This window comes from Neorhizobium sp. T6_25, assembly GCF_002968555.1.
Taxonomy (GTDB): Bacteria; Pseudomonadota; Alphaproteobacteria; order Rhizobiales; family Rhizobiaceae; genus Neorhizobium.
Genome location: NZ_PVBL01000004.1, coordinates 61,857 through 76,150 on the forward strand (window position 1 = coordinate 61,857; position 14,294 = coordinate 76,150).

Below are 14,294 nucleotides of genomic sequence, written 5' to 3' on the forward strand. Positions count from 1 at the left end.
GGAAGGAGTTTGGCGGTAGTCTCTGGACCGTGCGCCCGTTGCTTCCGGTCGGTCCGGCCATGCAGCCCGGATTGCATCAACGCCCCGGGAAACGCAATGACGGCAGCTCACCTTGCGCCAGAGATCCAGATCGGACAGGAAACCGCCTTTTCCCGCGATCAGCTTTATTTCATTCTGTCGGCGCTCCCGGACCCCTGCTTCGTCCTGACCCGTAGCGGCCGTTATGCCGCGCTCTTCGGCGGCAAGGACACCCGCTATTATCACGAGGGCAGCTATCTCGTCGGCAAGAGCCTCTACGACGTCCTCGTCGTCGAGAAGGCGCAACGTTTTGTGCGGGAGATCGAAAAGGCGCTGGCCTCGCGTGCCCTGCATATCATCGAATATAGCCTCTCCGGCAGCGACGTGAAGGGGCTGCAGAACGATGGTCCCGCCCACCTGATCTGGTTCGAGGGGCGCTTGCAGGCGCTTGATTTCCAGGTCGACGGCGAGGATGCGATCGTCTGGGTCGCCAGCAACATCACGGAAAAGAACGCCGTCGAGAACCAGCTGCGCCACCAAAGCGAAACCGATGCGCTGACCGGCTTCTTCAACCGCCGAAAGCTGATGGACGTGCTCGCCCTGAAGTTCGAGCTTTTTCGGGACGAGCATATCCCGACATCCGTATTCATGTTCGACATCGATCACTTCAAGACCGTCAACGACGAGCTTGGACATGCGATGGGCGATGCGGTTCTGAAAGCGATCGCCGGCGTCTGTCGCCTGGAATTGCGCAAGACCGACTTTCTCGCCCGCCTCGGCGGCGACGAATTCGTCGTGGTCATGCCCGCCACCCGGCAGGAGCACGGCATCGTCATCGCCAACCGGCTACGCCAGCGCATCGCCACCGAGGTCCGGGAGACGCTCGGCCACCACGCCACGATCAGCGGCGGCTTGGCGAATTTCTGGCGGCGGATGTCTCCTCCGAGGACATTCTGAAGCGCGCCGACGACGGTCTCTACCGTTCCAAGCGTGCCGGCCGGAACCTTATCAGCCCCGCATAGGCACGGCCGAAATCCCCTGCGGTACAAAACAGAGGACTGTGCATCGGCGACACACGCGGATTGGCAAGCGCCATTCCCAATTATCACCCATACTCCATCGGTAGATCATCACTTTAGGCATGTTGTTGAAGATCGGTATCCTCGGCAAATTGCGACCATCTTTGGCGGAGCACGAGATGACCTGCTTTTCCTGCGGTGGGCAGACTGCCCCGTGGACGTATATGCCGCTCGACCCGTTAAAGGGCGCCGAAAACACCCATAAAGACTTCGTGGTCTGCACGGAATGCGGGCTCGGCGCCGTCAGCCCCATGCCCAGCTCGGAAGAAATCCCGTCTTTTTATGATACCGCGCGGTATTACACCCACGGGCAGAGCCATCTCGCGGAGGTCAATCAGACCCTCCTCGACAGGGCGTTGCTCCACGCCGCCTGGCGCCTCGACAAGGGCCAGTCGCTCGATCCCGAGCGCATCGCCAAGGATCTGCCGCCGGGCGCCTCGATCTGCGACCTCGGCTGCGGCGGCGGTGAGCTCCTCAGCCGTTTCAAGGCGCTCGGCTTCAACGTCCTCGGCGTCGAGCCGGATGCAGCGGCAAGAGCCGAGGCAGCCAAGGCGGGTATCACGGTGCTTGCGGGCACCTGCGAGGAGCTTCCGGCCGATCTCAAAGGACAGAGCTGCGATCTCGTGATCATGCGCCATGTGCTGGAACATTGCCGCGACCCGATCCTGGCGCTCCGGAAGGCCTTCTTCCTGACGCGTCCTGGTGGGATACTGTTCTGCGAAGTGCCCAACTGCGCGGCCACCCATTTCAAAAGCCTCGGCGTCTGCTCGGCCATGTTCGACGCGCCGCGTCATCTCTACTTCTTCACGCCCGCCTGTCTTCGCAAGGCGATCGGCCTCGGCGGCTTCACCTTCTCCTGCTTCCAATACATGGGTTATACCCGCCACCACCATGCAAGCTGGCGGCAATGGGAGGCCTCGATCTACGACCGGACCCGCGAATATACCGCCCATCCTTCAGGCCGGCGGCATACGGTGCTGCGGTCGATCCAGCTTCTTCTTTCGACGGCCTTTGCCTCCGACGAGAAGAAATACGATTCCGTCGCCGTCTACGGGCGCCGGCCGGGCGTGCCGGAGCGCACACCCGTATAGGCAGTTCTGGTGCGTCGATGCGGCCAGGCGGCTGGACGAGATCGCCGAAGCTTGAGGCGAGGCCTGTACCCGGATGACGCGAAAAGTGTCGCCCTTGAGGGGCGCCAGTGGCGATTGTCGATGCGGCAAGCGTTTTTCCCACCCTGTCGGACTTTCGATCGGCGCTATCCGCGCCAAATCTAACTGACGTGGGGATAAATTAGACAATCTTAAATTTTGTCGGCGACAGTGGGGGACACCATCGGAAATCCCAATGACCTCGCTGCCCTTCATCTCGAAATCGAAATCGTCTGGTCTTCAGTTCTTCGGCCTCGGCTATTTTTTCCCGGCCATCCTTGCGGTCGCCGGCCTGCTGGTCGGGGTGGTCCGCGCCGACATCGAAAAACGCGAACAATACCACGTGGCGCAGCAGGTCAAGGCAGCCGAGCAACTGGCCCGGGTTGCGGCAAGCCTTGAGACCAATATCCGTGGCAACGTCAACCTGATCTACGGGCTCATCGCCGCGATTGCCGCCAATCCGAACATCAACCAGCCGCAATTCACGGCGCTCTCCGAGCGGATTTTCGGGGTTCCGTCCCAGCTGCGCAACGTCGTCGCCGCCAAGGATCTGGTCGTCGGCCTCGTCTACCCCGAAGAGGCGAACAAGAAGGCCCTCGGCCTCGACTACCGCACCAACGAGCTCCAGCGTGATGCCGTGATGAGAGCCGTCGAGCGGCGGACGCTCGTCATCACCGGCCCGGTCAATCTGGTCCAGGGCGGCCAGGGGCTGATTGCCCGCTATCCGGTCTTCTCGCTTGCCAACGGCCGGTTCTGGGGTGTCGTCTCGGCGGTCATCGACCTCGACAGGCTTTATGCGGACAGCAACGTCAATACCCAGCGCCAGACACTGGACATCACAATCTCGCAGCGGCCCATTCCCGCCGAGCGCGACATCTTCCTCGGAAACGGCGCCATATTTTCGCAGGATCCCGTCAAGTCGAGGATCGAACTTGGTTATGACACCTGGTATCTCGCCGCAGTCCCGAAAGAGGGGTGGCAGGGCTCGCCGCCGGACATGTTCAGCTTCCGGATCACCGCCCTTCTGATCGCCTTCTGCATCGCCGCCCCGCTCTTCTGGGCCGGACTGCTGATGAAGCAGCGTCACGGCAACATCCTTACTCTGCAGCAGCGCGAGGAACAGCTGGAAACGCTGTCCCAGCGCCTCGAACTGGCACTTCAGGCCTCGGGCGTCGGCGTCTGGGAATATGAACCTTCGACCGACACGCTGATCTGGGACCAGCGCATGCGCGAGCTCTACGACGCGCCTCCCGACAGCGATGTCCTCGAATACACGGACTGGCGCGATGCGCTGCATCCCGAAGACCTGGAAACCGCCGAGACCTGCTTTCGCAAGGCACTCAGGGATGAAACGAGCTACCGTACCGAGTTCCGCGTCGTCTCCCGCAGCGGCGAAATCCGTCACATCCGCGCGCACGGAGCAACCTACCGGACCGCGGGAGGCGTCAAGCGGGTGGTCGGCGCCAACTGGGACGTCACCAGGGACGTGACGCTGCATTCCGAGCTGCGGCTGGCGCAGACGAAGGCCGAGTTGCAGAACGACGAATTGCGTTCGGCAAGGCGCACGCTCGAACACCAGTCGCTGCACGACGCCCTGACCGGCCTGCCGAACCGGCGCTTCCTCGACCAGTTCATGACCGCCGGGGAGAACCAGGCTGCGGGCCACCGGCTGGCATTCATCCACATCGATCTCGACCGCTTCAAGGAAGTCAACGACACGCTGGGCCATGCGGCGGGCGACGCGGTCCTGAAAGCGGCCACGTCCCGCCTGCTCGAACTGATCGACCACGACGAGTTCGCCTCGCGCATCGGCGGCGACGAATTCGTCGTCGTGACCGGCGGGGCGGAGCCGCAGCGCCGGGCGGAATACCTTGCCCAATCGATCGTCAACACCCTTGCCCGCCCCATCGATATCGGCGGGCATGAATGTCGCATCGGCTGCAGCGCCGGCATCGCCTGCCAGTCCGTAGCCGGCGAGGAACTGAGCCAGCTGCTGATCAACGCCGATATCGCGCTCTATGAAGCCAAGAAGCGCGGTCGCAACCGCGTCGAGGTTTTCTCGAAGGAACTGCGCTCGGCCGTCGTGCTGCGCAAGCGCATGTCCGACGAGTTCCTGAACGCGCTCGAAGGCGACCAGATCATCCCCTTTTTCCAGCCCCAGTTCGATGCGCATTCGCTCGACATAGTGGGCGTCGAGGCGCTGGCCCGCTGGCAGCATCCCAAACGCGGCCTGCTGGCGCCGGACAGTTTCCTGGCGATCGCCGAGAGCCTGCACCGGTCGGCCGATATCGATGCCATCATCCTCGAAAAGGCGCTCTTCCAATCGACGAGATGGAGGGCGCTCGGCCTCGATATCCCGCATCTTTCCGTCAACATCTCGGCGCAGCGCCTGAAGGACGAGAGGCTGTTCAAACGACTGGCCGAACTGCCGATCGCGCCCGGCACCCTTTCGTTCGAACTTCTCGAATCGATCTCCTTCGAAGATCAGGACAAGGAACTGAGATCCGCCATTCTCGACCTCAAGGCGCTCGGGATCGATATCGAAATCGACGATTTCGGCACCGGCCATGCCTCGATCGTCAGCCTTCTCGAACTCGGGCCCAAGCGGCTGAAGATCGACCGCAAGCTGATTGCACCGCTCGAAGCCGCCGGCTCGCAGCGCCGGCTGGTGGCCTCGATCATCGAGATCGGCCGCTCCCAGGGTATCGAGATCGTCGCCGAAGGGGTGGAGACGGCAGCACATGTGGACATCCTGCGCAGCCTCGGCTGCCAGACCCTGCAGGGATACGTCTTCGCAAAGCCGATGCCGGCCAATGAGTTCATCACTTTTGCGACGGACTGGCGGGCAGGCAACCATACGTGGTTCGTGCCATCGGTGGCGCTGGTCGACTGAGCGAACTGTCTTCGGAAAAAATCGAGCCTCGCAAAACAGATGTTGACCCGGCCCCTGGGGCTGCCCCGATAGGAGGAGCGGTCAACAACCGGCGAGGTGATTCCTTGAGTTCTTCCGCACGCTACCTGAACCCGTCCGACGCGGCCGAGCGGCTCGGCATATCTCCGAAGGCGCTACGCCTCTACGAGCAGCGCGGCCTGATCGCCCCGGTGCGCACCGCGGCCGGATGGCGGACCTACGGCCCTGTCGAAATGGCCCGCGCCGGCGAGATCGCCGCATTGCGAGCCCTTGGCCTCAGCCTCGCACAGGTGGCGCGGGTGCTGAAAGGCGAGGCGCAGGACCTTGCTACAGCGCTGACCGCCCATCAGGCGCGGCTTGAAACGGAAGCCCACAGGATCGCCGAGACGGTCGAAAAAGTCCGCGCTCTGCGCGCGGACCTAGCCGCCGGCGAACCGCCGCGGATGCACGAGTTGACGCGCCTGACGCGTCCGGCGGCCGAGATCGTCGCAGCGTTCGACCTTCCCTGGCCCTGGGGCGGCGAACGCTTTGAGCTCAGGGACGTGAGGCCGCTCAACTACATCATCGGCCCGCTCGGCAGCGGCAAGACCCGGTTCTCCAAGGCGATCGCCGAACATCTTCCGGGCGCGGTCTTCGTGGATCTCGATCGCGCCGCCAACGATGCCGCCGACGCCCGGGCACGGATGGAAACCGATTCGGCGCTAAAGCTACGCGTTGAGCAGGCGCTCGCCTGGCTTGTCGAGGAGGGCGCTACGGCAACGCCTGCGCTCACCGCCCTCCTCGTCGCCATCGAATCCGACGCGGACGGCATCCTAGTCATCGACATGATCGAGCAGGGTCTGCACCAGCCCTCGCAGGAAGCAGTCTCCGTCTATCTGCGCAATCGCGGTCCCGGCGCCCGTCCGCTCTTCATCATGACCCGCTCCTCGGCGATCCTCGATCTCGGTGCCGTCGGACCGGATGAGGCGATCATCCTCTGCCCCGCCAACCATAGCCCGCCGAGCCGCGTCGCACCTGTCCCGGGTGCACCGGGTTACGAGGCCGTCGCCACCTGCCTTGCCGCTCCCGACGTCCGCGCCCGCACGGAAGGCGTCATCGCCTGGCGTCCGCAGGTTGCCTGAACCGCATGGGCCATCCGCGGGCAACGCGAGCCTGCAAACAACAAAAAGCCCCCCCGGTGGCAACCGGCGGGGCTTTTTTCAATTCAGATGGAGAGAGCGATCAGATTTCGCTCTGCGACGTCACGATCCTCGAAACCAGGCCGTAGGTCTTGGCTTCTTCGGCCGACAGCCAATAGTCGCGGTCGGTGTCCTTGGCAATCTTCTCGACCGACTGGCCGGTTGCTTCCGCAAAGATCCTGTTCAGCCGCTCGTTCATCTTGATGATTTCGCGGGCCTGGATCTCGATGTCGGATGCCATGCCGCGGGTGCCGCCGGACGGTTGATGAAGCAGGAAGCGGGTGTTCGGCAAGCAGATGCGGCGCTCCTTCGGAACGGACACGTAGATCAGCGCGCCGGCCGATGCGACCCAGCCCGTACCGATCATCCAGACCTTCGGCTTGATGAACTTGATCATGTCATGGATCGAATCGCCCGATTCCACGTGGCCGCCGGGCGAGCTCACATAGACGCGGATGTCGTCGTCGCTGGCGGCGGCAAGCGCCACGAGCTGCGTGTTGACCTTCTGCGCCAGTTCCTGGGTAATCGTTCCATAGATGAAGATCGAACGCGACTTGAAAAGATTCGCTTCCGTTTCCTTGCCGAGCGGCAGTTCCTTGGTCTTGTCGTCCTTGTCGTCTTCGTCGTCGAGCACGCTGAGAGTCTCCTGCATCAGATTCATATACCGGACATAATGTGTTCGCCGCCGTAAAACAATGGAGCGCAGAGTCTAAGACGGCACCTTCCACGGACTAAGGTGAATGACGTAGTACCGAGCGTCCTGGCGCGACAATTGCCGATGGACAGCCATCAGGCGCTTGCCTATCCTCCGATGCCATTCCTTATTTGCATATTTCAGGGGACCCAAATGCTGAAACGCCTTTCGCTCGCCGCCGCCATTCTTGCCGCCGCCACCGCACCCGCCTTCGCGCATATCGACCCGGCCGAGCACGGCTCGTTCCTTGCCGGCTTTTCCCATCCGCTTTTTGGCGCCGACCATATCCTGGTCATGGTCGCCGTCGGCCTGTGGGCGGCACAGATCGCGCGCGGCAGCAGCCGCAATGCGCTGTGGATAATCCCCCTGGCCTTCGTCGGCACCATGGCCGCCGGCTTCCTCCTCGCCCTCGGTGGCGCCAGCCTCCCCTTCGTCGAACCGGCGATCCTCGCCTCGGTGATCGGCCTTGGCCTGCTCGTCGCAACGTCGGCGAAACTGCCGGTTTCGGCGGCGGCTGCCGTTGTCGGCGTCTTCGCCTTGTTCCACGGCCACGCCCATGGCGGCGAACTCGGCGCGGCAGGCGCGTTGCAGTTCGGCATCGGCTTCATGATCGCCACCGCGTTCCTGCATGCAGCGGGCATCGCGCTCGGCCTCGGCATCGCCCGCTTCAGCCCCTATATCGCCCGTATCCTCGGGGGCGTGACAGCGCTTCTCGGCCTGTCGCTGGTCTTCGGCTGAGCCCCCGGTAACTAGCCAAGATTACCGAAATGTAAGGGATTCCGGCTTTGAAATGCCGGAATCCCTGCCTACCTTCCTGGTGACGGCAAACGCCTGCAAGGAGGCAAACATGTCACCGGAAGAACGCCAGCTTCTGACTGCCCTTTTCGACCGTATCCGCACCGCCGCCGCCACGTCGCGCGACCGGGATGCCGAGACCTTGATAGACCAGGCAACCCGCGAACAGCCCTACGCCACCTACTATCTGGCCCAGGCCGTGATCGTGCAGGAAAAGGGCCTGGAAGCCGCGGCCAACCATATCAAGGAACTGGAAGACCGCGTCCGCCAGCTCGAAGCGGAGACCAGCGATCATCACCGTGCCGAACAGAGCGGCGGGTTCCTGAGCTCGATCTTCGGCACCGGCCAGGCCCAGCAGTCCCCCGCCCCGCAGCCCGGTCTTCGAACCGGTCCCGGTCCCCAGGTAGGCCCCCAATCCGGCCCATGGGGTACCGCCCCGCGTCAGAGCTACCGCACCGGCAGCGACTATGACGACGGGTATCGTGGGTCCCCGCCCTCGGCCGCCCCCTGGAGCGGCCAGACATCCGTCCCGTCAGCCGGCGGCAGCTTCCTGCGCGGCGCGCTCGGCACAGCAGCGGGCGTCGCGGGCGGCATGCTGCTCGCCAATTCGCTGTCTGGTATTTTCGGCAGCCACATGAACTCGCTCGGCTGGGGCTCGCCACTCGCCGGTGCGAACCCGTTCGGCAGCGGCAACGCCCCGGGCGAGGAAACCGTCATCAACAACAACTATTTCGGCGATGACGCGATCCGCCAGGCCTCGGATGACAAAAGCACCGCCGCCAACACCAATGACGCAGCCGACAATTCCGGCCTTCAGCAAGCCGGTTACGGCAACGACGACTTTTCCGACGACCAGGCGGATTTCGACAACAGCGATTTGGGCAGCGACGATTCGATGGACGTGTGAGCGGGGCGCGCCGCGCCATTCCGGCGCTTCGCTTCGGCTCAGCGCGTTCGTCACTGCAATCGATTCACTGGATCGATTGCTCCGGCTGCGCCGGACCGTTCCTCACCCACGTCCCCGATACGTCGCAACCCCCTGCTCCGGCAGCCACACGCCGGCCGGGGCCTCGCCCGTCTGCCAGAACACGTCGATCGGGATACCGCCGCGCGGATACCAGTAGGCGCCGATCCTGAGCCACTTCGGGGCGAGCAGGTCGACGATCCGCTTGGCGATATAGATCGAGCAATCCTCATGGAACGCGCCGTGGTTCCGGAAGGAATGCAGGAACAGCTTCAGCGACTTCGACTCCACCAGGAACCCGTCCGGAATATAGTCGATGACGATATGGGCAAAATCCGGCTGGCCAGTCATCGGGCAGAGCGAGGTGAATTCCGGCGCCGTGAAGCGCACCACGTAATCGGTGCCCTGGTTGCCGTTCGGCACCCTTTCCAGCACCGCGGTCTCCGGGCTCTGCGGAGCCTCAACCTGGGATCCGAGCTGCGAGAGCCCGGTGACATCGGTCATCGTCATTTGCCTGTTCCTTCGAATTCGACCTTCTGTCCATGCGGATTTTCGCTTTCGGGCTCCACATGGATCGCCAACGTGGCGCCCGCAATAATCTCTTTGATCGCATCTTCCAAGCGGTCGCAGATCACATGCGCCTCTTCGACGCTCATGTCGGCCGGTACGACCAGATGAAAATCGATGAAGGCGGCAGCCCCGGCCCGGCGCGACTTGAGATCATGGACGCCGAGCGCGCCGACCGAATGGGTGGCAATCGCCTCGCGCACCGCCGCCTCTTCGTCCGGCTCCAGCGCCCGGTCCATCAGCCCTCCGATCGAATGGGCGATCACCTTGTAGCCCTGCCAGAGAATGTTGATCGCGACCAGGATGGCGAGCACCGGGTCGAGGATCGCATAACCTGTTGCAATGGCCAGGATGAGGCCGACAAAGACCCCGGCCGAGGTGACCACGTCGGACATGATGTGCTGGCCATCGGCCGCCATCGCCGGCGAATAATGGGCGGTACCGATCCGGATCAGGGTTGTTGCCCAGAACGCATTGATGACCGCCGCAAGCCCGTTGATCGCAAGGCCGAGCACCGGCGCATCCGGAAGTCTCGGCGCAAAAAGCCCGTCCCAGGCCTCGCTGATGATCAGGATCGCCGCGACGATGATCAACCCGCCTTCGACCACCGCCGACATGTATTCCGCCTTGTGATGGCCGAACTGATGGTCGTGGTCGGCCGGCCGCTGCGCATAGCGGATGACGAAATAGGCGATGAAGGCGGCAGCGACGTTGACGAAGGATTCCAGCCCGTCCGACAGCAGAGCGACGGAACCCGTCACCCACCAGGCCAGCATCTTCAAGGACATGACGCCGAGCGACAGCGGCATGCCCCAGAAGGCCAGCCGCTCGACGATTTTGACTTCCCTCGGCACGATGTCTTCCTTTTTGCGCGTGCGAATGATTTGCAGGACCGGAGGCCCAAAACGGCGAAACCGCCGGAGCGAGATGATTTCGCTCCGGCGGTTTCGAATAGTCTGCATATCGCTCAGATGAGCGGGTTTGTCAAAGGGCCGGCTGGCCCAATCGCGCCTTGTCGGATTGCATCGCGGTGACCACTTCCTCCTCCTCCTCGAGTTCCTCCACCGTCTCGCTTCCCCGCCCGAGAAAGAAGGACACCACCACTGCTGTCAGCGCCGTGATCGCGGTCAGCAGCCACAGGAGCGACGAAAACCCGTCGCCATACCCCTGCAGCAAGGCCGCCTGGTTGATCGACGGCAGAAGCTCCGCGGCTTCCCGCAGGTCGCCGGTCACCAACCGCTGCGCGATCGCGCCCGCCTGGTCACCGGTATCGCTGCCGAGGTTCGCGCTGGTGAGCGCCGAAAGCACCGCCGTCACCACCGCAAGCGCAACACCTTCGCCGGCCACGCGCGTGGTGCTGAAGATGCCAGTCGCCATGCCGGCTCTTTCCTTCGGCACGACGCTGACGGCAAGACCGTCCATCAGGCCCCAAGGCAGGCTGATGCCGACCCCGATCGTCAGGAGCGGCGCAATCAGCAGTATTGGCTCCGAGCCGACCGGGAACCGGCTGAGCCAGAACAGGCCAGCCGCCGAGATCGCAAGCCCGGCGCCACAAATCGTCGCCGGCGCGAACCAGCGCGTCAGCAGGCCGGCGGCGATCGGCAGGACGAGGAGCGGCCCGGAGAGCGCGATCATCATCCGCCCGCCGGCGATCTCGTCCATGCCCTCGATGCCGATGAACCGCACCGGCAGGAGGATGAGCAGCACCACGAAAGCATAGGCCGGCGCCGCCGCCAGCAATTGCACGCCGACGAAACGCGGATAACGGAACAGCGTGAGGTCGAGCATCGGCCGCGCCACGGTCCGTTCGATCCGGCCAAAGGCCAGGAAAAGCATGACTGCCGCCAGCAGCATGACGATCACGAGCGGATCGCTCCAGCCGCTTTCCGGCGCCTGCAGCACGCCGAAGGTCAGAGCGGTCAGCGCCGCCGTGAAGCTGAGCGCGCCCTTCCAATCGAGGCCGGACGCGTCCGGATCGCGTGATTCCTGCATGAAGATCGCGCCGAGAACGAAGGCGATCACCGCAAGGGCGACCACCAATACGAAAATCGCCGGCCATCCGAACATGGCGATCATCCAGCCTGACGCGATCGGCCCGAAGGCGAGCCCGATGCCGAAACTCGCGCCGACGATGCTGAATGCCCTGAGCCGCGCCGCGCCGTCGAATTCCTGGGCGAGCGACGCCATGCCGCCGGAAAAGGCGGCTGCCGCGCCGATGCCCTGCAGCGCCCGCAGCACATCGAACCAGACGATATCGCCCGCGAAGGCGAGACCCGTCGAGAACAGCGCGAAAATGCCGAGGCCGCTCAGGAAAATCCGCTTGCGCCCGTAACTGTCGGCGAGCGCGCCGGCAGCCATCAGCGTGCTGCCGAAGGAAAGCATGAAGGCATTGGTGACCCAGTTGAGGGCGATCGGGCTGCCGCCGAGCGCACGGCTGATGGCGGGAAGGCCGACGGCCGTGCCGGTAAAGGTCAGCGGCATGGCAACCGCCGCGCAGCAGACTGCGATCAGAACGAACAGCCGTCCGGCTGCCATTACAGCATGTGTGTTGTCTCTCATATCCGAGATTCCGCTGTGTTGGAGCAATGAGGAAGGCGGGCGGCCCTTGGGAGAAGCCACCGCCTTGGACCCACCCGGCCGGAGGGCTTTATGTCACCAACACAAGATAAATCCGATGCAATGCTTGGAAAATCCCCGGTCCGTTCCTTATATGGCGGAAGAAAACGCTCGAATGGGAGACGCTATTGGATCGTCTGGGTGGACTGACGGCCTTCGTGCGCACCGCCGACCTCGGCAGTTTCGTCGCCGCCGGCCGCGTGCTCGGCCTGTCGGCTTCGGCAGTCGGCAAGGCCGTCACCAATCTGGAAAGGGAACTCGGCGTCCGGCTTTTCCAGCGCTCGACGCGCAGCCTGCGGCTGACCGAAGAGGGCCGGCTATTCCACGAACGGTGCCGCCGCGTGCTCGACGACCTCAACGATGCCGAAGCGTCGCTGGCGAGTGCCGTCGCCGTGCCGCGCGGAAAGCTCCGCGTCAGCGCCCCGATCGTCACCTATCATCTCCTGCTGCCGGTGCTGCCGGAATTCGTCGAGCGTTATCCTGAGATCGAACTCGATTTCGATTTCAACGACCGGGTCGTGGACCTGATCGACGAAGAGGTCGACGTGGCGATCCGCAGCGGCAACCTGCCGGATTCACGGCTGATGTCACGGACACTCAGGCCTTTCCAGATGCTTCTCTGCGCCGCGCCTTCCTACCTCGAACGCCACGGCACTCCCGAATGCCCGCGCGAACTCGACGGCCATCTGGCGATCCGTTTCCGCTATCCGAACAGCCGTAAGATCCAGGATTTGCCGATCACCCTGCCGCCCGAAGGCGCCGAACCGCGCCTGCGCACGGCGCTCACCTGCAACAACATGGAGGCGCTCCGCCACACCGTCATCGCCGGCCTCGGCATTGGCTGCATGCCGGATTTTTTGGCAAGGCAACCAATCGCCGATGGCCGGCTGCGGACCATCCTCGACGAGCACCTCAACGCCCCCGGCCAGTTCCACCTCCTCTGGCCCTCCAGCCGCCACCTGTCGCCGAAAGTCCGGGTGCTGGTCGATTTCTTGAGCGAGAAGCTGTTCGCGGAAACATGCGAGAGGTTGCCGGCGGCGGCGGAGGCTTCGCTGTTGGCGGGTGCCGCTGAATAGTGCCGAGTTAGCCAAACCGGCACGGTCTGCGAATGCGAAAGGCCACTACGCGGCCGCTTCGTATTCCGGAATATGCTCAAGTTCGTCCTTGAGGTTCTCGGCCTCGATCTTGAGATCGAAACTGTTCTGCAAATTCATCCAGAATTCCGGAGAGGTCTTGAAGAACTTGGCTAACCGCAACGCTGTATCCGAGGTGATCCCGGTCTTCTGCGCGACGATACGCTCTATTCGGGTGCGTGGGACATTGAGTTTCTTGGCCAGTGCATAGGGCGTCATCTCCAGCGGCTCCAGATAGAGATCACGCAGAATCTCGCCGGGATGGATCGGCGGAAGGTTGCTGACACTCATAGCGGTCTCCTGTGTGCCGTGGTGGGCTTAGTGATAGTCGGCAATCTCGACCTCCTCCGGCCCAGCTTCTGTCCAGACGAAGCAAATCCGCCACTGCTTGTTGATGCGGATGGAATACTGCCCTTCCCGATCTCCCGAGAGTTTTTCCAGGCGATTGCCTGGAGGAGAACGGAGATCTTCCAAAGAGGTGGCCGCATTCAACACCGTCAGCAGTTGCTGGGCGCGACGAACAAGATCGGGAGGAAAACCTTTCCTGACCGTACCGTCATCGATCGAGCGGGTAAGCTTGTCTTTGTACGATCGGATCACGGCTGGCCTCCCGATGAACGTATCATAGAGAGATACCAACAATAGTCAACAGAAAGGTATCATTCAATGATACCTTTCTGGACCACCTACCCTATGATCACTGCCATACTGATACTGTCGACAAACCGCCCGTCGATCCTCACCGCATCCCGCGCCACGCCCTCGCGCACAAACCCGACCTTTTCATAAAGCGCGATGGCGCGCGGATTGTCGGCATGGACATGCAGTTCGACACGGTGGAAGCCGCGGTCCCGAGCCTGCCCGATTGCAGCGCGGATCAGCCGAGTGCCGAGGCCTTTTTCGCGATAACCGGGAATGATGCCCATGCCGAGCGTGCCGCAATGGGCGGCGGTCGGGCGGGGATGCCGGCGGATGTCGCACCAGCCGACTACTTCTCCATCGACGACGGCGACGACCTGCGGATGGCCGTTCTCGATGTTGTCGAGCACGAAGGGCCGCACGTCTTCAAGCGGCGGCGCCTCCAGGAAGCTCAGGTATTTTCGCTCGCGCGAGACCATGTCGAGCGCCTTGTGAAAGCTCTCGATATGCTCTTCGCGGATGGATTCGATCGGGATGGTCTCGGATAACACC

General features: G+C 63.3%; 14 protein-coding genes. 7 read left to right on the forward strand and 7 right to left on the reverse strand.

All coding sequences use genetic code 11. From position 1 onward, the window contains the following. Positions 1-96: 96 nt before the first annotated feature. From C5L10_RS06745 to C5L10_RS06760, 4 genes are all read left to right on the forward strand, one after another. Positions 97-975, forward strand: coding sequence for a sensor domain-containing diguanylate cyclase (locus C5L10_RS06745; RefSeq protein WP_205837027.1), 879 nt, complete (start codon positions 97-99; stop codon positions 973-975). Positions 976-1,216: 241 nt separating this feature from the next. Then, a complete protein-coding gene (locus tag C5L10_RS06750; RefSeq protein WP_172716931.1) occupies positions 1,217-2,188 on the forward strand; it encodes a class I SAM-dependent methyltransferase in 972 nt (323 codons plus the stop codon). 253 nt (positions 2,189-2,441) lie between these two features. After that, the gene (locus tag C5L10_RS06755; RefSeq protein WP_105429018.1) at positions 2,442-5,138 is read left to right on the forward strand and encodes an EAL domain-containing protein; all 2,697 of its coding nucleotides are present in this window, start codon (positions 2,442-2,444) and stop codon (positions 5,136-5,138) included. Positions 5,139-5,242: 104 nt separating this feature from the next. After that, positions 5,243-6,277 (forward strand): MerR family transcriptional regulator, encoded by a 1,035-nt coding sequence (locus C5L10_RS06760; protein ID WP_105429019.1) that lies wholly within the window; start codon positions 5,243-5,245, stop codon positions 6,275-6,277. A gap of 100 nt (positions 6,278-6,377) precedes the next feature. Here the strand turns inward: C5L10_RS06760 and C5L10_RS06765 are convergent, their stop codons facing one another. Next, positions 6,378-6,986, reverse strand: a complete 609-nt coding sequence (locus tag C5L10_RS06765; RefSeq protein WP_046633751.1) for an ATP-dependent Clp protease proteolytic subunit — start codon at positions 6,984-6,986, stop codon at positions 6,378-6,380. A gap of 195 nt (positions 6,987-7,181) precedes the next feature. On the opposite strand from C5L10_RS06765, the gene C5L10_RS06770 reads away from it, so the two are divergent. Together C5L10_RS06770 and C5L10_RS06775 are read left to right on the forward strand one after the other, a co-directional pair. Further along, entirely contained in the window at positions 7,182-7,766 is a 585-nt protein-coding gene (locus C5L10_RS06770) for a HupE/UreJ family protein (RefSeq protein WP_105429223.1), read from the forward strand. Between the two features lie 109 nt (positions 7,767-7,875). After that, positions 7,876-8,730 carry a DUF2076 domain-containing protein gene (locus C5L10_RS06775; RefSeq protein WP_105429224.1) on the forward strand — a complete coding sequence of 285 codons (855 nt, stop codon included), beginning with the start codon at positions 7,876-7,878 and terminating at the stop codon, positions 8,728-8,730. A gap of 102 nt (positions 8,731-8,832) precedes the next feature. Here the strand turns inward: C5L10_RS06775 and queF are convergent, their stop codons facing one another. From queF to C5L10_RS06790, 3 genes are read right to left on the reverse strand one after another with little or no spacing between them, the layout of a single operon-like run. Next, entirely contained in the window at positions 8,833-9,297 is a 465-nt protein-coding gene (gene queF / locus C5L10_RS06780) for a preQ(1) synthase (protein ID WP_046666552.1), read from the reverse strand. After that, positions 9,294-10,316 carry a cation diffusion facilitator family transporter gene (locus tag C5L10_RS06785; RefSeq protein ID WP_205837028.1) on the reverse strand — a complete coding sequence of 341 codons (1,023 nt, stop codon included), beginning with the start codon at positions 10,314-10,316 and terminating at the stop codon, positions 9,294-9,296. Before C5L10_RS06785 ends, queF begins: the two co-directional genes overlap by 4 nt. Positions 10,317-10,338: 22 nt before the next feature. Continuing rightward, on the reverse strand, positions 10,339-11,913 hold the full coding sequence (locus C5L10_RS06790) for an MFS transporter (protein ID WP_105429020.1): 1,575 nt from the start codon (positions 11,911-11,913) through the stop codon (positions 10,339-10,341). A gap of 185 nt (positions 11,914-12,098) precedes the next feature. Here C5L10_RS06790 and C5L10_RS06795 point away from each other — a divergent pair, with 185 nt between their 5' ends. After that, entirely contained in the window at positions 12,099-13,046 is a 948-nt protein-coding gene (locus C5L10_RS06795) for a LysR substrate-binding domain-containing protein (protein WP_105429021.1), read from the forward strand. Between the two features lie 45 nt (positions 13,047-13,091). Here the strand turns inward: C5L10_RS06795 and C5L10_RS06800 are convergent, their stop codons facing one another. From C5L10_RS06800 to C5L10_RS06810, 3 genes are all read right to left on the reverse strand, one after another. Further along, a complete protein-coding gene (locus tag C5L10_RS06800; RefSeq protein ID WP_105429022.1) occupies positions 13,092-13,394 on the reverse strand; it encodes a HigA family addiction module antitoxin in 303 nt (100 codons plus the stop codon). 27 nt (positions 13,395-13,421) lie between these two features. After that, positions 13,422-13,703, reverse strand: coding sequence for a type II toxin-antitoxin system RelE/ParE family toxin (locus C5L10_RS06805; RefSeq protein WP_105429023.1), 282 nt, complete (start codon positions 13,701-13,703; stop codon positions 13,422-13,424). Between the two features lie 86 nt (positions 13,704-13,789). After that, positions 13,790-14,293: a GNAT family N-acetyltransferase gene (locus C5L10_RS06810; RefSeq protein WP_105429024.1), complete on the reverse strand. Its 504-nt coding sequence runs from the start codon at positions 14,291-14,293 to the stop codon at positions 13,790-13,792. Position 14,294 lies beyond the last annotated feature (1 nt).

Bases quoted from the DNA above. Each gene is read 5' to 3' on its own strand.
- C5L10_RS06745 (WP_205837027.1), top strand. From the start codon at position 97: ATGACGGCAGCTCACCTTGCGCCAGAGATCCAGATCGGACAGGAAACC.
- C5L10_RS06750 (WP_172716931.1), top strand. From the start codon at position 1,217: ATGACCTGCTTTTCCTGCGGTGGGCAGACTGCCCCGTGGACGTATATG.
- C5L10_RS06755 (WP_105429018.1), top strand. From the start codon at position 2,442: ATGACCTCGCTGCCCTTCATCTCGAAATCGAAATCGTCTGGTCTTCAG.
- C5L10_RS06765 (WP_046633751.1), bottom strand. From the start codon at position 6,986: ATGCAGGAGACTCTCAGCGTGCTCGACGACGAAGACGACAAGGACGAC.
- C5L10_RS06770 (WP_105429223.1), top strand. From the start codon at position 7,182: ATGCTGAAACGCCTTTCGCTCGCCGCCGCCATTCTTGCCGCCGCCACC.
- C5L10_RS06775 (WP_105429224.1), top strand. From the start codon at position 7,876: ATGTCACCGGAAGAACGCCAGCTTCTGACTGCCCTTTTCGACCGTATC.
- queF (WP_046666552.1), bottom strand. From the start codon at position 9,297: ATGACGATGACCGATGTCACCGGGCTCTCGCAGCTCGGATCCCAGGTT.
- C5L10_RS06785 (WP_205837028.1), bottom strand. From the start codon at position 10,316: ATGCAGACTATTCGAAACCGCCGGAGCGAAATCATCTCGCTCCGGCGG.
- C5L10_RS06790 (WP_105429020.1), bottom strand. From the start codon at position 11,913: ATGAGAGACAACACACATGCTGTAATGGCAGCCGGACGGCTGTTCGTT.
- C5L10_RS06800 (WP_105429022.1), bottom strand. From the start codon at position 13,394: ATGAGTGTCAGCAACCTTCCGCCGATCCATCCCGGCGAGATTCTGCGT.